Source organism: Micromonospora sp. WMMD735 (assembly GCF_049178995.1).
In the GTDB taxonomy this organism is placed as follows: domain Bacteria; phylum Actinomycetota; class Actinomycetes; order Mycobacteriales; family Micromonosporaceae; genus Micromonospora; species Micromonospora wenchangensis.
Window position 1 is genome coordinate 4,084,401 of sequence record NZ_JBMHMJ010000002.1, and the last position, 20,998, is coordinate 4,105,398.

Genomic DNA, 20,998 nt, shown 5'->3' on the forward strand with positions numbered 1-20,998 from the left:
GCTCCGCGGCTACCAGCTGAACGAACGGTAACCCGGCCCACCGGGTGTGGAGAACCCGGGCCGGACCCCTACCGTCCCCGCCCGCCCCCAGGAAGCCGGACGCCTCCGCCGATCGGTCACTGTGCGCGACGAACGGGCAGGAAGGAGGACAGCCGTCCGGCGTTTGGAGCTATGACAATGATGGACGGAAAGGGACAGAACGAATCGCCGATCCGGGGGCCACGCTTGTGACCGGCGCGGCGGAGGGCTAACGTGTCCACGGTTGTCATCAGGTCCACGGACGGGTGATGACGCGATCAACGATCGTCGGGGCGGCTGCACCGATCGGTCGGAGGTTGCATCGGATCCCCGACAACGGAGGGTGTGCGTGCGCCAGCGCCTGTCGTCTGAGCCCGATAGATATCGCGGCCGTCGCCGTGTACCCACCCCCCCGCGGAGCCGCTACGCGGCGGTCGTGACCACCGCCTTCGTCGGTGCCGGGATCGTCGCGCTCGGCGCGGGGGCGATGCCGGACGCCAAGAGCGTCAGCCCGTCGGTCCTCGACGAGCTGCGGCAGGCCTCGATCACCAGCCAGGACGCCGCCGCCCGCGCCGACGCCGCCGACCGGGCCACCCGCAGCGACGCCCGGGACATCCAGCCGGGCGTCAGCGAGCAGGACCCGTGGCTGCTGCCCATGCAGGGCTACGACTTCAACTCCCCGTACGGCATGCGCTGGGGCAAGCTGCACACCGGTATCGACCTGGTCGCGCCGGAGGGCACCCCCTACGTGGCCATCCACTCCGGCACGGTCACCAAGGCCGGCTGGTTCGGCGGCTACGGCTACGCGGTGATCGTGCAGCACGCCGACGGCAGCGAGGCCATCTACGGCCACTCCTCCGCGGTGAGCGTGCACGAGGGCCAGCAGGTGAAGGCGGGCGACCAGCTCGGACTGGTCGGCAACACCGGCCACTCCTACGGCGCGCACCTGCACCTGGAGGTCCATGTCAAGGGCCAGCCCCTCGACCCGGTGCCGTGGCTCCAGGAGCGCGGAGTGGACATCAAGCTGCAAGTGGAGGCGTACTACACCGAAGCAGCCGCTTCCTGACGCTCGGTAACGCCTGTTCACCGCCCGGATCTACGGATCCGGGCGGTTTCGTGTGTGGCCAAGTCTGCTGCGTCACACTCCGCAGTGTGACCGAGGCCACGTCCGGCTCACGCCTGGCAACAGGTCAGACGCCACCCCGGCGGGACATAGCCGGGCAGGCCGCCGAGGCATCCGGGTTACCGGCTGGTACCCCTACCCGGCCCGGCGCACTTCGACACCCAGGATGGTCCGGGTCCGAAACCCCCTGAGTAGTTGAAGGTCCACCGTGCTGGAAGACAACAACCGCCCGGACGACGGCACCACCCGCGAGCAGAAGTCCACCCGCACCGGCCCCGGAGCCCGGATCTCGGCCGCCGTGGTCCGGCACCGGCGGCGTCACCCGCGGGGCGTACGCACCCTGGCCGTCGGCGTCGCCGCGCTGGTCGGCATCGGCCTGGCCGGGGTCGCCACGGTCACCACCCTCGACCGGGACGACGCCCCGGAACCGGCGGCCGTCGCGCTCGACGCCCGGGAGCGGGCCGAGGCCGCCGCCCGCGCCGACCGGTCCGCCCGCGAGTCGGCCGCCCCGGCCAGCCCCACCGCCGGGCCGACCCCCACCACCGCCAGCCCCGCCCCGACGGCCACGGCGACCCGCAAGGCCGCCGCGAAACCGAAGGTCGCCGCGAAACCGAAGGCCACCGCCAGGAAGGCGACCACGCCGAAGCCGAAGCCGTCCTGGGTGATCCCGATGGCGGGAGCGCAGGTCACCTCCTGCTACGGGCAGCGCTGGGGCACCCTGCACGCCGGCATCGACTTCGCCCTGCCGGCCGGCACCCCGATCCGCGCCGCCGCCGCCGGCACGGTCGTCAAGGCCGGCGACGTCGGCGACGGCTACGGCATCTCGGTCTTCATCGACCACGGCAACGGCTACCTGACCCACTACGCCCACCAGAGCAGCGTGAAGGTCGCCGTCTCCGACCGGGTCGATGTCGGCGAGGTGATCGGCTACGAGGGCTCAACCGGCGACTCCACCGGCCCCCACCTGCACTTCGAGGTGCACCAGGGGCAGATGTGGAACCAGATCGACCCGGCGCCGTTCCTGCGCGCCCGGGGCATCGACGTGGCCTGCTGAGCCGTACCGCCGACGGGCCCGGCCGGCAGCACGCCGGACCGGGCCCGTCGGCGTCGGCGTCGGCGTCGGCGTCGGCTCAGAGCTTGTCGAGCGGGGCGTGCCGCAGCACCAGCCACATGGTCTGGTCGCCGAAGTCGATCTGCGCGCGGGCGCTCGGCCCGTGACCCTCGACCGCGAGCACCCGCCCCAGGCCGTAGCGCTGGTGGTTGACCCGGTCGCCGGCCGACACCTTCGGCCCCTGCGGCAGCTCGCTTGCGGTGGCCAGCCGGCTGGCGTCCACCCCGAGCCGTTTCGCCAGCTCCGCCGCTCTCGGCGTACCCCCGGTGAAGCCGCTCCGCCCGCCGGGCGCGCGGTCCGCGCGACCCCCGACGCCGCCGCCCCCACCGGCCCACGAGGTGTACGTCCCCTCGGTGCGCTCCCAGCGCACCAGCTCCGGCGGCAACTCCTCCAGGAAGCGCGACGGCGGGTTGTACGACGGCTGCCCCCAGGCCGAACGGGTGACCGCCCGGGACAGGTAGAGCCGCTGCCGGGCCCGGGTGATGCCCACGTACGCCAGCCGCCGCTCCTCCTCCAGCTCCCGGGTGTCGCCCAGCGACCGCAGATGGGGGAAGACGCCGTCCTCCAGGCCGGTCAGGAACACCACCGGGAACTCCAGGCCCTTGGCGGTGTGCAGCGTCATCAGGGTGACCACGCCCTGATGGTCGGGGTCGTCGGAAGGGATCTGGTCGGCGTCGGCGACCAGCGCCACCTGCTCCAGGAAACCGGCCAGGGTGGCCCGCTCGTCGTCGGCACCCAGCGCCTCGATCCGCTCGGTGTACTCCCGGGCGACGCTCACCAGTTCCTGGAGGTTGTCGACCCGGCCGGCGTCCTGCGGGTCGACGCTCTCCTCCAGCTCGGTCAGGTAGCCCGAACGGGTCAGCAGCGCCTCCAGCACCTCCTCCGGGGTGCCCTCCTCGGCCAGCTCACGGGCGCCGTCGAGCAGCGCGACGAACTCGGCGATGGAGTTGGCGGCCCGGGTGGAGATGCCCGGCGCCTCCCGGGCCCGGCGCAGCGCCGCCCCGAAGGAGATGCGCTCCCGGCTGGACAGCGCCTCGACGCACGCCTCGGCCCGGTCGCCGATGCCCCGGCGCGGGGTGTTCAGCACCCGGCGGAGGCTGACCGTGTCGTCGTCGTTGACCACCGCGCGCAGGTAGGCCAGCGCGTCGCGGACCTCCTTGCGCTCGTAGAAGCGCACCCCGCCGACCACCTTGTAGGGCAGGCCGACCCGGATGAACACCTCCTCGAAGACCCGGGACTGGGCGTTGGTGCGGTAGAAGACGGCGACGTCGCCGGGGCGGGTCTCCCCCGCGTCGACCAGCCGGTCGACCTCCCGGCCCACCCAGTCGGCCTCGGCGTGCTCGGTGTCGGCGACGTAGCCGACGATCTGCTCGCCCGCGCCGGCGTCGCTCCACAGCCGCTTGGGCTTGCGGGAGGTGTTCCGGTCGATCACCGCGTTGGCCGCGCTGAGGATGGTCTGGGTGGAGCGGTAGTTCTGCTCCAGCAGGATGGTGCGGGCGTCGGTGAAGTCCCGCTCGAACTCCAGGATGTTGCGGATCGTCGCGCCCCGGAACGCGTAGATCGACTGGTCGGCGTCGCCGACGACGCACAGCTCGGCCGGGGCGAGCCCCTCGGTGCCGGCGACCAGTTCCTTGATCAGGGTGTACTGCGCGTGGTTGGTGTCCTGGTACTCGTCGACCAGGACGTGCCGGAACCGGCGGCGGTAGCTCTCCGCGACGTGCGGGTGCGACTGGAGCAGGTGCACCGTCGTCATGATCAGGTCGTCGAAGTCCAGCGCGTGCGCCTCGCGCAGCCGCCGCTGGTAGAGCGTGTACGCCTCGGCCAGCGCCCGCTCGTTGGGCCCCTTGGCCCGGCCGGCGAACTCCTCCGGATCGACCAGCTCGTTCTTCAGGTTGGACACCTGGGCGGCCAGCCCCCGGGCCGGGTAGCGCTTCGGGTCGAGATCCAGCTCCCGGGCGACCAGCTGCATCAGCCGGCGGGAGTCGTCGGCGTCGTAGATGGAGAAGGTCGACTTCAGGCCGGCGTGCTCGTGCTCGGCGCGCAGGATGCGTACGCAGGCGGAGTGGAACGTCGACACCCACATCAGCCGGGCGCGCGGGCCGACCAGGTGGGCCACCCGCTCCTTCATCTCACCGGCGGCCTTGTTCGTGAAGGTGATCGCGATGATCTCGCCGGGATGGACGTCCCGCGCGGCGAGCAGGTAGGCGATCCGGTGGGTGAGCACCCGGGTCTTGCCGGACCCGGCCCCGGCCACGATCAGCAGCGGCGAGCCGGCGTGGGTGACCGCGTCGCGCTGGGGACCGTTCAGGCCCTCCACCAGGGCCTGCGGGTCGAGGTGGCGGGTCGGGCCCGACCGGCGCGGCGGAACCGACGCGGACTCGGGTGCGGGCGGGGACGCGGGGATGTCGAAGAGAGGATGCATCGCACGGCGAGTCTATGCCGTCGGGCGGACACTTCCCGCCCGCGCACGCCCGACGCGGACCGTGCCCCGCCGCCGCACGCACCCGCGCCCCGCCGACCGGCCGGGACTGAGACGAAGCTGTCACGGCAGCCCCACTGGCATCTTCCGCCCCGAGGCGCGACGATGACCCGGGAAATCCCCGCCTGCTCCCCCGTAGACGACTTGGGAGAACAACCATGAGTCAACCGCGCTCGCGCGGTCGGGCCGTGCTGCGTCACCTCGCCGCGCCGGCCCTCGCCCTGGCCGTCGTGGCCAGCCTGCCCATCACCGGCCGCGCCACCACGCCGCCGGCCGACGCCGCCCCCGGGGCCGGCCTCGCCCCGGTCGCCGTCTCGTACGCCACCGCGACGGGTGGCGAGGTCAAGGGCCAGTTCCTCAGCTACAACGACTTCCACGGCGCGATCGACCCGCCCGGCGGCAGCGGTGCCACCGTCAACGGCACCCCGGCCGGCGGGGTGGAATACCTGGCCACCTGGCTGAAGAAGCTGCGGGCCGAGGCGAAGGCCGAGGGCCGGGTCACCACCACCGTCGGCGCCGGTGACCTGATCGGGGCCACCCCGCTGGTCAGCGCCGCCTTCCACGACGAGCCCACCATCGAGCTGATGAACCAGGTCGGCCTGGACGTCAGCTCGGTCGGCAACCACGAGTTCGACGAGGGCGTCAAGGAGCTGCTCCGGATCGACAAGGGCGGCTGCCACCCGGTCGACGGCTGCCAGGACGGCGACGGCTTCGCCGGCGCGAAGTTCACCTACCTGGCCGCGAACACCATCAACAAGAAGACCAAGCTGCCGATCCTGCCCCCGATCGACGTGAAGTTCGTCGGCGGCGTGCCCGTCGGCTTCGTCGGGGTCACCCTGGAGGGCACCCCGGGCATCGTCAACCCGGCCGGCATCAAGGACGTCACCTTCACCGACGAGGTGCAGACCGCCAACAAGTGGGGTGGCCTGCTCAAGCTGTTCGGTGTCAAGGCGATGGTGCTGCTGGTGCACGAGGGCGGCGCGCAGTCCGCGCCGCCGGCCACCCCGGGCGTCTCCGACTGCAACAACTTCTCCGGCCCGATCGTCGACATCGTCAAGGGCCTGCGGCCGGAGTTCGGCGTGGTGGTCTCCGGGCACACCCACCGCTTCTACTCCTGCTCGCTGCCGAACTCCTCGGGCAAGCCGAGCGTGGTCACCAGCGCCGGCAACAACGGCCAGCTGGTCACCGACATCGACTACTCGCTGGACCGGCGGACCGGCCGGTTCACCGGCATCACCGCGAAGAACGTGATCGTGGAGAACGGCGTGCGCAACGCCGACGGGACCTGGCAGCAGACCGGCGGGGTGTTCGCCAAGAACCCGGCGCTGGTCGACGCGGGCGCGAAGACGCTGGCCGACAAGTACCGCACCGCGGTCGCCCCGATCGCCAACCGGGTGGTCGGGAAGATCAGCGCCGACATCGTCCGGGACGCCCGGCCCAACGGGGAGAGCCCGCTGGGTGACGTGATCGCCGACGCGCAGCTGGCGTACACGAAGGGCGACGGGGCGCAGCTCGCGCTGATGAACCCGGGTGGCGTACGGGCCTCCCTGGCGTACGCGGCGTCGGCCGGTGGCGAGGCGCCGGGCGAGGTGACCTACGGCGAGGCGTTCACCGTGCAGCCGTTCAACAACCTGGTGGTCACCCAGACGTTCACCGGCGCGCAGCTCAAGGACGTGCTGGAGCAGCAGTTCGTCGGCTTCAGGGGGCAGACCACCCAGCGCATCCTCCAGCCGTCGGCGGGGCTGACCTACTCCTACGACAGCACCGCGCCGGCCGGCTCGCGGGTCAGCGCGCTGGCCCTCAACGGCACCCCGGTCGACCCGGCGGCCAGCTTCCGGGTCACCACGAACGACTTCCTCGCCAACGGCGGGGACGGGTTCACCGAGCTGGCGGGCGGCACCGGCCGGACCACCGCCCCCGGCTTCGACGTGGACGCCCTGGTGGCGTACCTGGGTGCCGGCGCGCCGGTCGCCCCCACGGCGGCGGACCGCATCACCCGGCTGGGCTGACCGGCGGGAAGGGCCCCCCGGCGGCGCGTGGACGCGGCGACGGGCGGGCCCTTCCCTCGGCCGTCCGGGTGCTTGCGCGGCCGGTCACCGGTCGGCATACTCGACGACGTGATCGAGCGGCGGTTCTTCTTTTACTACGGCACCGGGAGTCCGGCAGCCGTGGGTCGCGCCTGATCGACAGACCTACGAAAGCCCCGGGCTCGGAGAGCCCGGGGCTTTTTCGTCCCGGGATCCGAACACCGGGCCCGAGACCCGAGGGGTACGACGATGATGACTGACGTGGTGGAGTCCAGCGGTGGCCCCGCGCGGCACGACGATCCGGCCGGGGCGCAGCCCACGGAGGCCGACCCGACCGGAGCCGCGGCCGCCCGTACCGGCACCGGCGACACGGTGGCGGCCGAGCGGATCGTGGCGATCAGGGAACGGATCGACGAGATCGACCGTACGCTGATCGCGCTCTGGCAGGAGCGCGCGGCGCTGTCCCAGGAGGTCGGGGTGACCCGGATGGCCTCCGGGGGCACCCGGCTGGTGCTCTCCCGGGAGCGGGAGATCCTGGAACGTTTCCGCAGTGAGCTGGGGGCCGACGGCACCCAGCTGGCGCTGCTGCTGCTGCGGGCCGGGCGCGGGCCGCTGTGACAGCGACCCGGCGGGCGTGGGCCGGGTGAACGACGAACCGCCTGCCGCCGTCGGTCCGACGGTGGCAGGCGGCCCGGGTCGTGTCACGCCTCGTGCGTGGCGACGATCTCCCGCTTCTCGGCGAAGTGGCAGGCGCTCGGGTGGTCCGAGCCGGGACGGATCTCCAGCAGCGGCGGCTGCTCGGCGCAGACGTCCTGCGCCTTCCAGCACCGGGTGCGGAACCGGCAGCCCGACGGCGGGCTGATCGGCGAGGGCACGTCACCGGTGAGCCGGATGATCGCCTTGTTCTCCCGCAGCGTCGGGTCCGGCACCGGCACCGCCGACAGCAGCGCCTGGGTGTACGGGTGGGTCGGCCGCTCGTAGATCTCGTCCTCGGTGCCGATCTCCACGATCTTGCCGAGGTACATCACCGCGACCCGGTCCGACAGGTGCCGGACCACCGACAGGTCGTGCGCGATGAACACGTACGACAGGCCCAGCTCGTTCTGGAGCTTCTCCAGCAGGTTCATCACCTGGGCCTGGATCGAGACGTCCAGGGCGGAGACCGGCTCGTCGCAGACGATCACCTCGGGACGCAGGGCGAGCGCCCGGGCGATGCCGATGCGCTGCCGCTGGCCGCCGGAGAACTGGTGCGGGTACCTGTTGATGTGCTCCGGGTTGAGGCCGACCAGGTCGAGCAGTTCCTTGACCTTGTCCCGGCGGCTGCCCCGCGGCGCGACCTCCGGGTGGATCTCGAACGGCTCGCCGATCAGGTCGCCGACGGTCATCCGGGGGTTCAGCGAGGTGTACGGGTCCTGCATCACCAGCTGGATCTGCCGGCGCAGCCGCCGCAGCGCGCCACCGGAGAGCTTGGCGATGTCCTGGCCCTTGTAGTGCACCGTGCCGGCGGTGGGCTTCTCCAGGTTCATCAGGACCCGGCTCAGCGTCGACTTGCCGCAGCCCGACTCGCCCACCACGCCCAGCGTCTCGCCGGCCTTGAGGTCGAACGAGACGCCGTCGACGGCCTTGACCTGGCCGATGGTCTTCTTGAACACGATGCCCCGGGTGACCGGGTAGTGCTTGACCAGGTCACGGACTTCGATGATGTTGTCAGTCACGGTTCACCAGCTCCTCGGCGAAGTGGCAGGCGCTGGCCCGACCGGTGCCGATCTGCAGCAGCGGGGGGACGGTCTCCCGGCACACCGGCTGCGCCATGGGGCAGCGCGGGTTGAACGGGCAGCCCGGCGGGATGTTCATCAGGTTCGGCGGGAGGCCCTTGATGGTGCGGAGCTGCTGCCCCTTCTCGTCCAGCCGGGGGATCGAGTTGAGCAGGCCGAGGGTGTACGGGTGCGCCGGCTTGGCGTACAGGTCGTAGACGTCGGCTTCCTCGACGATCCGGCCGGCGTACATGACCGCGATCCGGTCCGCGACGTCGGCGACCACGCCGAGGTCGTGGGTGATCAGGATCATGCCCATCCGGCGTTCCCGCTGGAGTTCGCCGAGCAGGTCCATGATCTGGGCCTGCACGGTGACGTCCAGCGCGGTGGTCGGCTCGTCGGCGATCAGCACCTCGGGGTCGAGGGCCAGCGACATCGCGATCATCGCGCGCTGCCGCATTCCGCCGGAGAACTGGTGCGGGAAGTTGCTGAACCGGCCCTTGGCGTTCGGGATCTTGACCTGGTCGAGCATCTCGATCGCACGCTTCTTGGCGTCGGAACGGCTCATGCCGCGCCGGACCCGGAACTGCTCGGCGATCTGGAACCCGACGGTGAATACCGGGTTCAGGGCGGAGAGCGAGTCCTGGAAGATCATCGCGATGCCCTCGCCACGGATGCGGCGACGTTCCTCGGCGGACATGGTGAGCATGTCCTTGCCGTGGAAGCGGACCTGACCGCCGGTGACGAAGCCGGGCGGCATGTCCAGGATGCCCATGATGGTCTGCGCGGTGACGCTCTTGCCGGAGCCGGACTCGCCGAGCACGGCGAGGGTCTCCCCCGCGTCGACGTGGTACGTGACTCCGTTGATGACCTTGGCGACGCCGTCCCGGGTGCGGAACTCCACCCGCAGGTCGTCGACCTCGAGCAGCCGACCGGAGGGGCGGCCGGATCCGTCGGCGCCGGGCGCGGACTGCTCGGACACGAGAATGTCGGACACTTCGGTCTCCCCTATCGGAGCTTCGGGTCGAGGGCCTCGCGGACCGCCTCGCCGAGCATGACGAAGCTCAGCACGGCGGTGACGAGGAACGCGGAGGGGAAGAAGAGCAGGAAGGGCGAGACCCGGAGGTAGTTCTGCGCTTCATTGATCATGATGCCCCAGGAGACCACCGGGCTCTGCAGGCCGATACCCAGGAAGGAGAGGGTGGCTTCGGCGCCGATGAAGGAGCCGATCATGATCGTCCCGTAGACCAGCAGCGGTGCCAGGCAGTTCGGCAGCAGGTGCTTGAAGATGATCCGGCCGGTGCTGGCACCCATCGCGCGGGCCGCCACGATGTAGTCGGCCTCCTTGGTGGCGAGCACCGAGGAACGCATCAGCCGCATCACCACCGGCCAGCTCAGCAGCACCAGCGAGCCGATCACCAGGAACTTGATCTCCCACTCGCCGTTGTCGGAGCCGGCGCCGTTGAACGTGGTGAGGATGACGATCGCGCCGAGCACGAACGGCAGGCCGAAGAAGATGTCGGTGATCCGGGAGAGCAGGCCGTCGATCCAGCCGCCCTTGTAGCCCGCGATGATGCCGATCGTCCCACCGATCAGCAGGGTGCCGATCGTGGAGAGCAGCGAGACCACGATCGAGGCGTTGGCACCGTAGATCACCCGGGCGTAGACGTCCCGCCCGAGCACGTCGTAGCCGAACCACGCGTCGGCGGAGGGCTCGACCCGGCTGCGGGAGAGCTCGGTGGCAGTCGGGTCACCGGAGGTGAACAACGACGGGAAGGCCGACATCACCACGAAGAGCACGATGAAGGTGGCGGAGATCCAGAACAGCGGCTTACGACGCAGGTCGATCCAGGCGTCGCCAAGGAGGCTGCGCGGCTTCTCCTTCTTGCCCGCCGGGCCCGCGGTGGCCGGGGAACTTGCCTCGGTCAACTGCTCGGGACGGGGCGTGCTCACGATCGAAGCGGCACTCGGGTCGCTCATGCCTGCACCTCGCTGCGCTCGGCGCCGGCCTGGTTGCCCGCGCACACTGCAATGACGATTCGTTCGCTGCTGCGCTCACTCATAGCGGATCCTCGGGTCCAACGCGGCGTAGAGCAGGTCCACCAGCAGATTCATCACCAGGTAGACGAGCACCAGCACGACCACGATGGAGACAACGGTAGCGCTCTCCTTGGTGACGATCGCCCGCAGCACGGTGCGGCCGATGCCGTTGATGCCGAAGATGCCCTCGGTGATGATCGCGCCACCCATCAGCGCGCCGAGGTCGGTGCCGAGCAGGGTCACCACCGGGATCAGCGAGTTGCGCAGCAGGTGGATACCGACCACCCGGCGCATCGGCAGCCCCTTGGCGATCGCGGTACGCACGTAGTCGGCGCGGCGGTTCTCCGCGATGCTGGTGCGCGACACCCGGGCGATGTACGCCATCGACGCGCTGCCCAGCACGAAGCCGGGTAGGAGCAGTTCGGAGATCCGCATCTCGTTGGAGACGGTCGGCTTGACGATGCCCAGCTTCACGCCGAAGAACCACTGGAGCACGAAGCCGACCACGAAGACCGGCAGCGCGATCAGGAAGAGCGTGGAGACCAGGACCAGGTTGTCCAGGAAGCCGTTGCGGCGCAGGCCGGTGAGCACACCGGCGGTGAGACCGATGACACCCTCGATGGCCAGGGCCACCAGGGCCAGCTTGAGGGTGTTCGGGTACGCGGTGGCGATGATCTCGCCGACGTCGCGCCCCGACCAGGTGGCCCCGAAGTCGCCTTGCAGGAGGTTCTTCATGTAGGTGGCGTACTGCACGAACCAGGGCTGATCCAGCTGGAACTTCTCGGTCATCATGGCCCGGTAGTTGTCCGGGCAGCCACGGTCACCGCACTTGCCGGCGAACGGGTCCCCGGGGACCTTCCACACCAGCAGGTAGATCATCAGCGTCGTCCCGATGAACACCGGGACGAGTTGGAGCAGCCGTCTCACCAGATAACGGCCCATGGGGTGGTCCTCCTGACAAGGGGTGCCGGGGGCGGGGGTGCGGCCGACACGGGTGGCGACAACGTGGCGAGGGGTGGGGTGCACCCACTCGCGGAACGGCCCCGGGTCGGGCTCACCGGTAGGCGAGCCCGACCCGGGGTCAGACCGAACGGATCAGAGCTCGACGGAGGTGATGTCGAGCTCGCCGACGTTGGTCAGCTCCATCTTCTTGATCTTCTCGGAGTGACCGGACTGCTGGCCACCGAAGTAGATCGGCATCGACGGAACGTCCTGGTCGATCTTCTCGACCGCCTTGGCGAACAGCTCGTGCGAGGCGTCCAGGCTCGGGGCGGAGCTGGCCTGCTTGGCCAGGGCGTCCACCTCGGGGTTGCTGTAGAGACCGTCGTTCGAGGAGCCACCGGTCACGTAGAGCGGGTTGATCCAGTTCTCCACGTCCGGGTAGTCCTGCTGCCAACCGGCACGGTAGGCGCCGTCCATCTTGTGGGCGTTGATGTTCTGCCGGAAGACCGCGAAGGTCGGCACACCGACGGCGACTGCGTCGATACCCAGGGTGTTCTTGATCTGCCCGGCGACGGCCTCCATCCAGTCCTTGTGGCTGGCGTCGGCGTTGTAGTACATCTTCAGCTGCCCGGTGAAGCCACCGGCCTCGGTCAGGAGCTGCTTGGCCTCGTCCGGCTTGAACTGGCAGGCGGTGCAGTTGCCCGGCTTGGCACCCGGGGTCAGCGGGTTGGCCCAGCTGTCGGCCGGCTTGCGGTTACCGAAGAAGATCTTGTCGGTGATCTCCTGCCGGTTGATCGACAGCGAGATCGCCTTGCGCAGCTTCGGGTTCTGGAAGCGCTTGTCGTAGATCGGGAACGCGATGATGCCGGTGGACGGCGTGGTCGACGCGACCGCGCGGTCGGCCAGGTCGGCCTTCCACTTGTCGCCGGCCAGCGAGGAGACCGGAACCTGCTGCTGGAAGTCCAGGTTGTTGGAGACCAGGTCGTTGTAGGCCGCCGTGTCGTCCTGGTAGATCTTGACGTTGACGTCCTTGATCTTCATCTTGTCGCGCAGGTTGTAGTCGTCGAACCGCGTCAGCTTGATCGCGACGTTGTTCTCCCACGAGACGAAGCTGACCGGGCCGTTGCCGATCGGCTTCTTGCCGAAGGCCTCGGCGCCCTGCGAGAAGAAGGCGTCCGGCAGCGGCATGAAGGTGCTGTAGCCGAGCTTGGTCGGGAACACGGCGGTCGGCGCGGAGAGCGTGACCTCGAAGTTCCAGTCGTCGACGACCTTGAGGCCGGACATCTCCTTGGCCTTGGGCTCGGGCGCCTTCTTCGGGCCGTCACCGTCCGGGTCGGAGGTGTTCACGTCGGCGAAGCCGGCGATGTCGGCGAAGAAGCTGGCGTTCTGCGCGCCGTTCGGCGAGTACGCGCCCCAGTTCCAGGCGTCCACGAAGTTCTTGGCCTTGACGACGGTGCCGTCGTGGAACTTCGTGTTCTGCTTGATCTTGATCTTGTAGAGCTTGGAGTCGGTCGTCTCGATCGACTCGGCCAGCGCGTTCTGCGGCGCACCACCGTTGTTGGGGTACTCGACCAGACCGGTCCAGAGCCAGTCGATGATCTTGCCGCCACCGGTCTCGGTGGTGTTCGCCGGAACCAGGGGGTTCTCCGGCTCGGTGCCGTCGACGACGATGGCCCCGTCCGAGCTGCTGGCGCCGCTGCTGCCTTCGTCGTCGTTACCGCTGGAGCAGCCGGACGCGATGAGCGCGAACGCCGCACCCACCGCGATGGCGCCGCTCGCCCGCTTCGAGACTCTCATTCCGAGGGGCCTCCTCTTTCTAACCTGGTTCCGTCGTGGGTTTCACGCACGTTGGGGGGTGACACCGCACGGCGATCCTGTGTTGCGGATCACCGGTTACCGCAGAGAAATCGGGACACCCCAGGGGTACCGATCCGCCGGGCCACCGCACTCCCGCACTCGGCCCCCGGGCAGGCTCGACGACCACGATCCGCGCCATGGGCAGCGGTGACGTGGTCGACCGGGACACACGGGTGCCTCACGTCAGGGGTGAGGTGCTGCCACTGTGACACCCACCGGCCCATTACGTGAAGGTGCCGTTATCAAGCCGTTAGTTGCCCGCCATGTTGCCGATACTTGAGAAAAGATCATGAGATGCCCTGGTCGTACCGCTCTGAGCAGGAAAGACAGCAAGTCCGCTCCACCGGGTGGTGACCGGCGAGTAGCAAGTGTGAGCTTTCCCGCCGTCCGGTCGAGGCGGTTCGACGTCGACCGAGAGTTGGCCGATTTCGACCATCCGGATGATGGTGACTTCCGCCGGGCGGAGCCGAGTCCCGCCCGGCCGGCCGACGATACCGGTTCGCCGGTCCGTACCCGTCGTCGGTGGTGTCCCCACCACCGGTGGGGTCGGTGAGGGCCGGCGGAGACGGGCCGGCCCCGGCACCGTCGCGGGTGCCGGGGCCGGAGGAACCCGTACCTCAGACGGTGAAGCGGATCCGGCGGCGGCGGACCAGCAGCACGGCCACCGCGCCGAACGCCAGCAGCGCCATCCCGGCCAGGGCGGCCAGCGCGATCGGCGACCCGGTCAGCGGCAGGCCACCGCCGTTGCTGGCCGGCGAGGTCGACGGCGCCGGGCTGGCCGGCGGCGACGAGGACTCCGCCGGGGCCGACGGCGACGGGGACGCCGTCGAGGGCGACGGCGACGGCGTCGGCGACCCGGACGGCGAGGCCGACGGCGACGGCGAGGCCGGGGCGGCGGCGAAGGTCGCCGCCGCGTCGGCGGTGACCGAGGTGCCGGTGCTGCCACCCAGGATCAGCTTCTGCTTGGCGTTCTTGCCGCCGGAGAAGAGGAAGACCCGCCCGAAGGAGACCGAGTCCGGGGCCGAGACCGTCACGGTGACCCGGCCGGTGGTGGTGGCGGTCAGCCAGAACCGGCCGCCGTTGGTGGTCGTGCCGACCGGACGCCCCTCGGCGTCGACGGCGCTGCCGCCCTCGACCTTCAGCGCGATCTCCCCGGCCGGCCCGTGCACGGTGAACGGTCCGGCCCGCCCGCCGGTGGTAGCGGTGGCCGAGGCCGGGTCCAGGCTCAGCTCGGCCTTCGGCTCCGGCTGGTCGGTGGCGTTGCGCACCAGGTAGTCGTGCACCCGGCGGATCACGTCGTACTCGGCCGCAGCGGTCAGACCCCGCTCCCAGTCACCCAGGGTGATGCCGTCGCTGAAGTGCCAGACGGCCGTCTGGGTACCGAAGTAGAGCAGCGCGTCGCGCCGGGAGTCGGGCAGCCCGGCGGGCAGGCTCGCCCCGGCCGCGGCGAGCAGCTTCGCCCGGTCGGCGTTGGGGTAGCCGTGGGTGAGCACCCACTGCACCCGGCCGAGGTTCTTCACCTCCGACTCGTCCCAGCTGCCCTCGGCGTACTCGCCGTTGCGGGCCACCGGGGTGTGGAAGTCGATGCAGAAGACCGGCACCGTGCCGTCCTTCAACTCCAGGGCCAGCGCCGAGGTCTTCTGCGCCCGACCGTCCAGCTTCAGCGTGACGCTGGTGCCCGGCACCGCCCGCGCCACGCCCTTCGTCGCCGGCTCGGCGGCGGCCGGACCGGCTGCGGTGAGCACCAGCGCGCCACCGGTGACGAGCGCCGTGGCGATACCCGCCCAGCGTCGTCCTCGTTCTCCGAACATCAGTTCCGTGCACCTCTCCCCAGGGGTCGGCCCGCTCCCGGCGGGCCGGTGTGCGTCGCCCCCGGGCGGGGTCGTGACACCACCCGCACGCGCGAAGGCGACGGGGCATTATGCGACACGAATTGATCTCTTGTCAGCCCTGGGGCGATGCTCCCGGAATGGGAGGTGTCAGACGAGTCGTCGGTCCGCCGCCCAGCGGGACAACTCGTACCGGTTGGACATCTGGAGCTTGCGCAGCACGTTCGACACGTGCGTCTCGACCGTCTTGATCGAGATGAACAGCTCCTTGGCGATCTCCTTGTACGCGTACCCCCGGGCGAGCAGGCGCAGCACCTCGCGCTCGCGATTGGTGAGCTGGTCCAGCTCGGGGTCCGCGACCGGGGCGTCCGGCCGGGCGGCGAAGGCGTCCAGCACGAACCCGGCCAGCCGGGGACTGAACACGGCGTCCCCGTCGGCCACCCGGCGGATCGCGTCGGTCAGCTCGTCCGGGGAGATGGTCTTGGTCACGTAGCCCCGGGCACCCGCCCGGATCAGCCCGATCACGTCCTCGGCCGCGTCGGACACGCTCAGCGCGAGGAACTTCACCTGCGGGTGGGTGCGGCGCATCGCGTCCAGTACCGCCCGCCCGCCGCCGTCGGGCATGTGGACGTCGAGCAGCACCACGTCCGGCCCGGTGGCGGCGATCCGGGCGACCGCCTCGGCCACCGTGCTCGCCTCCCCCACCACCTCGACGTGCGTCCCCAGTTCGGCCCGGACCCCGGCCCGGAACATGGCGTGGTCGTCGACCAGGAAGACCCTCAACCGTTGCGCGCGGTCCGGCGTGCCCGACCCCGGTTCCATCGACTGCTCCGCCATCTCAGCTGTCCCTTTCCGCCGTGGAGCCGGTGCCGGTGATCGGCAGCATCAACCGGACCTCCGTCCCCTCCCCGGGCTCGGAACGGATCTCCGCCCGGCCACCGTGCCGTTTCATCCGCCCGATGATCGACCCTCGGACCCCGTGCCGGTGATCCTCCACGGTATCCGGGTCGAAGCCCTTGCCCCGGTCCCGGACGAAGACGCTCACCTGCTCCGGCTCGACCTCGGCATAGAGCGACACCGTCTGCACCCCGGCATGCCGGGCCGCGTTGACCAACGCCTCCCGGGCCGCCGCCACCAGCGCGCCCACCCGTTCGTCGGTCTCCCGGTCGCCCACCACCACCGCCTCGACGGTGATCGCGAAGGTGTCCTCCACCTCGGCGGCGGCCTGCTCCAGCGCCGCCGCGAACCGCTCGGTGGGCGAGGCGGTCGGCTTGTAGAGCCAGTTGCGCAACGACCGTTCCTGGCCCCGGGCGAGGCGCTGCACCGTCTTGACGTCGCTGGCGTTGCGCTGGATCAGGGCGAGGGTGTGCAGCACCTGGTCGTGCACCATCGCGGCCAGTTCGGCACGCTCCTGCTCGCGGATGCGTCCCTCCCGTTCCGAGCGGAGCTGGTTCCACGTCCGCCACAGCACCGGCGCGACGACCACCCCGACGCCGACCAGCCCGACCAGCGCGAAGATCAGGCCGTTGACCACCGCGTCGAGGTTCTGCACCGGCGAGTAGACCGCCGCCACGCCGATGATGCCGACGGCGACCAGCACCGCGCCCCCGGCGAAGCGGAGCACGAGGGCCCGCCGGTCGGTCTCCTCCACCACCGCGCCGAGCCACGGCACCGGCATCGACCCGGTCCACTGCCGACGACGTTCCGGCGCGGACTGGTGCCAGATCACCCCGGCGCCGACCGCGATGATCGCCACCAGCCAGCCGGCGGTGCCCGCCGCGCCCACCGAGTCGAAGAGCATCACCTGGACCAGCAGCACACCGAGACCGATCGCCACGAACGGCAGCAACTGCCCGGGGTCGCGCCGGGGCGGCGTGGCGGTGTCGCCGGGGCGCAGCGGAACCACCGCCCAGAACGCCGCATACAGCAGCAGGCCCAGGCCGCTGAGCCCGAGCAGCACCATGAACGCGACGCGGACCCGCAGCACCGAGATGCCGAGATGGTCGGCGATGCCGGCGGCCACCCCGGCGGCCAACCGGTGCTCGGGCGCCCGGTAGAGGCGGGGTGGCGGCGGGGTCACGACGCTGATCGGAGGCTCCCTGGTCACGATGGGTGGTGGACGGACACCTGGCGGTACGGTGCCGCTCCGATCGTCACACGCCCGGGACGCCGCCGACCACGGGGACGCCCCCGACATCCGCCCGCCGGGATCTCAGGGTGGGGTCAGGGTCGGTTCCGGAGGCAAGCCGGCCCGACGACGGCGCAGGATCGAGTCATGACCGAGGACCCCGCCCCGCCGCCGTACCCTTCGGTGGCCGCACCGGGTGGTACGCCACCGCCCGGTCCCGCCGCCGGGCCGGACCCCATGGCGCCCGCGTCGCCCACGGGGGGCGACGACGCGCCACCGCCGCCCGGTGGCTACCCCCCGCCGTCCGGCGGGGCCAGCTTCACCTCCCGGTACGGCCTGATCCGGCCCCGCGACGGCCGCTACCTCGCCGGGGTCTGCGCGGCGATCGGCCGGGCCACCAACACCGACCCGGTGCTCTGGCGGGTGCTGCTCGCCGTGCTCGGGTTCTTCGGCGGGGTCGGCATCCTGGTCTACGTGGCCGCCTGGTTGATCATTCCGGGCGAGGGCGACAGCGCCTCCCCGCTGGAGTCGATGCTCGGGCGGGGCCGGTCGAGCATGTCCCCGATCACCGTGATCGTGCTGACCATCCTGGTCGCGGTCAGCTTCGGCTACATCGTCACCGACGCGTTCCGGGCGGTGCTGCTGGGCGCGGCGATCCTGATCGGCGGCGCGCTGCTGCTCAACCGGGACGGCCGGTCCGGCTTCGCCGCCGCCGGTCCGGCCCCCGCACCGGCCGGGCCGCCCGGACCGGTGCCCCCGGTCGGTTACCCGGCGCCCGCACCGTTCACCCCGCCCGTACCCGCCGTGCCGTTCCCGGCCGGCGCCCCGGCGGCCCCCCGGACCGGTGGTGCGGTGGGCTGGCCCGCACAGGGACCGACGGCTGCGCCGCCGCCCTGGCCGCCGGCCCGGCCGATGGAGGTCACCGCCACCCGGGCGGAAGCTCCGGGCTGGCCGCCCCGCCCACCGGTGCCCGGTCGACCGGCCGCCGCACCGGTCGTGGTCCCGCCGTCACCCGGTACGGGCTACCGGCCGCCGTTCGCCCCGCGCGGTCCGTACGCCCAGGCGGGCCCGCCCCCGCCCCCGCCCGCGCCCCGGGTCAAGCCGCCGAAGAAGCCGAAGGAACGCTCGGCGCTGGGTGCCGCGACCTTCTCGCTGATCTTCCTGGTCCTCGGCGTGGTGGCCATCCTGGACCTGCTGGACGTCTTCCCGATCGGCGCGGCCGGCTACTTCGCGGCGGTGCTCGCCACCATCGGGCTCGGCCTGCTGGTGGGCACCTGGTTCGGGCGGGCCCGCTGGCTGATCGCCCTCGGTCTGGTCGCCGCCGCCGCGCTCGCCGTCGCCACCGTCGCCGAATCCTACGACCGGGTCCGGGGCGTCGACGGAGCGGTCACCTGGGCACCGACCAGTTACCGGGAGCTGGCCGACCGCTACGAGAACAGCTTCGGCGACACCACCCTGGACCTGCGGGCGGTGGACTTCGACAAGCGGGACACCGACATCACCGTGGTGGTCAACTTCGGGGCGGCCACCATCGTGGTCCCGCCGAACGTTGACGTCACCGTGGTGACCAACGTCAAGGCCGGGGAGGCGACCGTGTTCGGGCGACGTAGCGCCGGATTCGAGGGACAGGCACGGCAGGTGAGCGACCTCGGCCCGGACGGAGCCGGCGGCGGCACGCTGCGGCTCACCGTCCAGGTCAACGCCGGCAACCTGGAGGTGACCCGGTGAAGGCCCACCGCACCGACCTGGTGTCGTTCGTCTTCGGGCTGCTCTTCGTCGGCCTCGCCCTCTGGTGGCTGCTGGCCCAGATCCTCGGGTTGGCCCTGCCGGCGGTGGGCTGGTTCCTGGCCGGCGCTCTGGTGCTGATCGGGCTGCTCGGCCTGGTCGGCGCGGTGCGGTCGGCGCGGACCACCGACGCCGTGCCGCCGGCCGCCGGCGGCGCAACCCCCACGCCGGCCCCGGCCGGCCCGACGACCGGCCCGGCGGGTCGACCGGTGGGCAGCCCGCCGGACGGTCCCGTGGGTGGGCCCGACGACCGGGCCGGCTGGCGGGACACCGCCGAACTGCGCCTCGGCGACCCGGCGGACGAGCCGGGACGGCCGGGCGCGGTGGACCGTCGACCCGGACAGGACGAGCCGGCCCGGGTCGGCGACGGGGACACCCGCCGGTGGCCGGCCGACGACCCGGTCACCGGTCCACCGGGCACCTGACCACGGCCACCGGGCTGACCGCGCCGGTGCGGTCGGCCCGTGCCGGCTCGTATGCTGGCCGGGGAGATCCCGCCTCCGCCGGGCGAGCCCCGCCGGTGGCCGCGCCAGGCGGCCCGGGTGCCGGCCCGGGTGCGCCTGGTCCCGGCACCCCGAGGCGGTCCCGCCGCGACGTCCGTCTACCCCGTCAGGAGCCCGCCCGAGATGACCCAGTCCCCCGCCGTGCGCCCCTCCGGTCCGTTCGGTCCGGTCCGCATCGGCGAGCGTGCCGCCCGTACCCTCGTCGCCGAACTCGCCCGACGCAACGACCCGAAGGCAGCCCTGCTGGTGGGTGCGGCCCCCGGGGCCGCGGTCCTCGCCGCGGCGATCGACGCGCTGCTGCCGGGCGACACGCTGACCGTCGTGCCGGACCCGACGACCGACGCCGCCACGCTGCGCGACCACGTGACGGCCCAGGGCCGCTGGGTCGCCGACCGGGTACGGGTGGTCGACTCCCTGGCCGAGGCGGACGCCGCCGAACTGGTCATCGCCGCCGAGCCGTTCACCGGGACCGGTGAGCAGACCCGCGACGCCGTCGACGGCCTCACCAAGTACCTGACCGACGGCGCGGTGCTCAGCGTCGCCGCGCCGGTGTTCCGCACCGAGGGGGCCGCCGCCGAACTGGACCGGCAGGGCGTCCTGCACGGTGTGCGTTCCGACCTGGTGGTGCGCAACTCCCCGCCGGTACGGGTGCACCACCTGAGGTTCACCCCGGCCGGTGCCGCGTCGGCCGCCCGGCTCGCCCCGGCGTACCGGCCGTCGAGCGTGCCGCTGACCCGGGGCATGCACATCGACTCGAACGGGGTCGCCGCGGCCGGTATCGCGCTCGGCCTGGCCGCCGTCGCCCGGGTCGCCCGGCCGAAGTCGAAGCTGTGGCTGGTGCCGGCGCTGGCCGCCGCCCCGGTGGCGGCGTTCTTCCGGGACCCGCAGCGGGACGTGCCGGAGGACCCGTCCGCGGTGGTCGCCGCCGCCGACGGTCAGGTGCTGTCGGTGCAACGGCTGCACGACGAGCGGTTCGGCGACGGCGAGTGGCTGCGGATCGCGGTCTTCCTGTCGGTGCTGGACGTGCACGTCAACCGTTCACCGGTGGCCGGCAAGGTGGTCGACTACTTCGTCGCCGACGGCGGCTTCGTCAACGCGATGAAGCCGGACGCGGAGCACAACGTCGCCGCCTACACCGTGCTGGACACCGCACACGGCACGGTGGTGGTGGCGCAGCGCACCGGGTTGATCGCCCGGCGGATCGTGCAGCGGGCTCCGGTGGGGGCGCTGCTGGCCCGGGGGGAGCGGTTCGGGCTGATCCGCTTCGGCTCCCGTACCGACGTCTACCTGCCGGCCGACGCCGCCACGCCGCTGGTCGGCCCCGGCGACAAGGTGGTCGGTGGTTCCTCGGTCATCGCCCGCTGGAGCTGAGCCGACGACCACGCGAACAGGGGCGCCGCGA

The 20,998-nt window shown here is 71.7% G+C and carries 15 protein-coding genes and 1 pseudogene; 7 read left to right on the top strand and 9 right to left on the bottom strand.

What is annotated here, in order from left to right:
* The first annotated feature begins 367 nt into the window (after positions 1 to 367).
* Positions 368 to 1,084 carry a M23 family metallopeptidase gene (locus ACN268_RS17360; protein WP_421484071.1) on the top strand — a complete coding sequence of 239 codons (717 nt, stop codon included), beginning with the start codon at positions 368 to 370 and terminating at the stop codon, positions 1,082 to 1,084.
* A gap of 343 nt (positions 1,085 to 1,427) precedes the next feature.
* Entirely contained in the window at positions 1,428 to 2,195 is a 768-nt protein-coding gene (locus tag ACN268_RS17365; protein ID WP_421486924.1) for a M23 family metallopeptidase, read from the top strand.
* Positions 2,196 to 2,271: 76 nt separating this feature from the next.
* Here ACN268_RS17365 and pcrA read toward each other — a convergent pair whose 3' ends face one another.
* Positions 2,272 to 4,674 carry a DNA helicase PcrA gene (pcrA, locus tag ACN268_RS17370; RefSeq protein WP_421484073.1) on the bottom strand — a complete coding sequence of 801 codons (2,403 nt, stop codon included), beginning with the start codon at positions 4,672 to 4,674 and terminating at the stop codon, positions 2,272 to 2,274.
* Between the two features lie 215 nt (positions 4,675 to 4,889).
* Here pcrA and ACN268_RS17375 point away from each other — a divergent pair, with 215 nt between their 5' ends.
* Both ACN268_RS17375 and ACN268_RS17380 read left to right on the top strand, forming a co-directional pair.
* Positions 4,890 to 6,740, top strand: coding sequence for a bifunctional metallophosphatase/5'-nucleotidase (locus ACN268_RS17375; protein ID WP_421484075.1), 1,851 nt, complete (start codon positions 4,890 to 4,892; stop codon positions 6,738 to 6,740).
* Between the two features lie 267 nt (positions 6,741 to 7,007).
* Positions 7,008 to 7,376 (top strand): chorismate mutase, encoded by a 369-nt coding sequence (locus tag ACN268_RS17380; protein WP_204924937.1) that lies wholly within the window; start codon positions 7,008 to 7,010, stop codon positions 7,374 to 7,376.
* A gap of 83 nt (positions 7,377 to 7,459) precedes the next feature.
* Here ACN268_RS17380 and ACN268_RS17385 read toward each other — a convergent pair whose 3' ends face one another.
* From ACN268_RS17385 to ACN268_RS17420, 8 genes are all read right to left on the bottom strand, one after another.
* Positions 7,460 to 8,473 (bottom strand): ABC transporter ATP-binding protein, encoded by a 1,014-nt coding sequence (locus ACN268_RS17385; protein ID WP_204924936.1) that lies wholly within the window; start codon positions 8,471 to 8,473, stop codon positions 7,460 to 7,462.
* Positions 8,466 to 9,494 carry an ABC transporter ATP-binding protein gene (locus ACN268_RS17390; RefSeq protein ID WP_204925028.1) on the bottom strand — a complete coding sequence of 343 codons (1,029 nt, stop codon included), beginning with the start codon at positions 9,492 to 9,494 and terminating at the stop codon, positions 8,466 to 8,468. Before ACN268_RS17390 ends, ACN268_RS17385 begins: the two co-directional genes overlap by 8 nt.
* A gap of 26 nt (positions 9,495 to 9,520) precedes the next feature.
* Positions 9,521 to 10,492, bottom strand: coding sequence for an ABC transporter permease (locus tag ACN268_RS17395; protein ID WP_421484077.1), 972 nt, complete (start codon positions 10,490 to 10,492; stop codon positions 9,521 to 9,523).
* Positions 10,493 to 10,567: 75 nt separating this feature from the next.
* On the bottom strand, positions 10,568 to 11,494 hold the full coding sequence (locus ACN268_RS17400; RefSeq protein WP_421484079.1) for an ABC transporter permease: 927 nt from the start codon (positions 11,492 to 11,494) through the stop codon (positions 10,568 to 10,570).
* Between the two features lie 153 nt (positions 11,495 to 11,647).
* Positions 11,648 to 13,291, bottom strand: a complete 1,644-nt coding sequence (locus ACN268_RS17405) for a peptide ABC transporter substrate-binding protein (protein WP_421484080.1) — start codon at positions 13,289 to 13,291, stop codon at positions 11,648 to 11,650.
* A 677-nt stretch (positions 13,292 to 13,968) separates the two neighbouring features.
* Entirely contained in the window at positions 13,969 to 15,162 is a 1,194-nt protein-coding gene (locus ACN268_RS17410) for a thioester domain-containing protein (protein ID WP_421484082.1), read from the bottom strand.
* A gap of 168 nt (positions 15,163 to 15,330) precedes the next feature.
* A complete protein-coding gene (locus ACN268_RS17415; protein WP_421484083.1) occupies positions 15,331 to 16,017 on the bottom strand; it encodes a response regulator in 687 nt (228 codons plus the stop codon).
* 1 nt (position 16,018) lies between these two features.
* Positions 16,019 to 17,287 (bottom strand): PspC domain-containing protein, encoded by a 1,269-nt coding sequence (locus ACN268_RS17420; protein WP_421484085.1) that lies wholly within the window; start codon positions 17,285 to 17,287, stop codon positions 16,019 to 16,021.
* A 168-nt stretch (positions 17,288 to 17,455) separates the two neighbouring features.
* Here ACN268_RS17420 and ACN268_RS17425 point away from each other — a divergent pair, with 168 nt between their 5' ends.
* From ACN268_RS17425 to ACN268_RS17435, 3 genes and pseudogenes are all read left to right on the top strand, one after another.
* Positions 17,456 to 19,036, top strand: a complete 1,581-nt coding sequence (locus ACN268_RS17425) for a PspC domain-containing protein (RefSeq protein WP_421484086.1) — start codon at positions 17,456 to 17,458, stop codon at positions 19,034 to 19,036.
* Positions 19,033 to 19,293, top strand: a pseudogene (locus tag ACN268_RS17430) (hypothetical protein); the annotation flags it as partial. The gene ACN268_RS17425 and the pseudogene ACN268_RS17430, both read left to right, overlap by 4 nt.
* A gap of 426 nt (positions 19,294 to 19,719) precedes the next feature.
* On the top strand, positions 19,720 to 20,967 hold the full coding sequence (locus ACN268_RS17435) for a phosphatidylserine decarboxylase (RefSeq protein WP_421484087.1): 1,248 nt from the start codon (positions 19,720 to 19,722) through the stop codon (positions 20,965 to 20,967).
* Positions 20,968 to 20,998 lie beyond the last annotated feature (31 nt).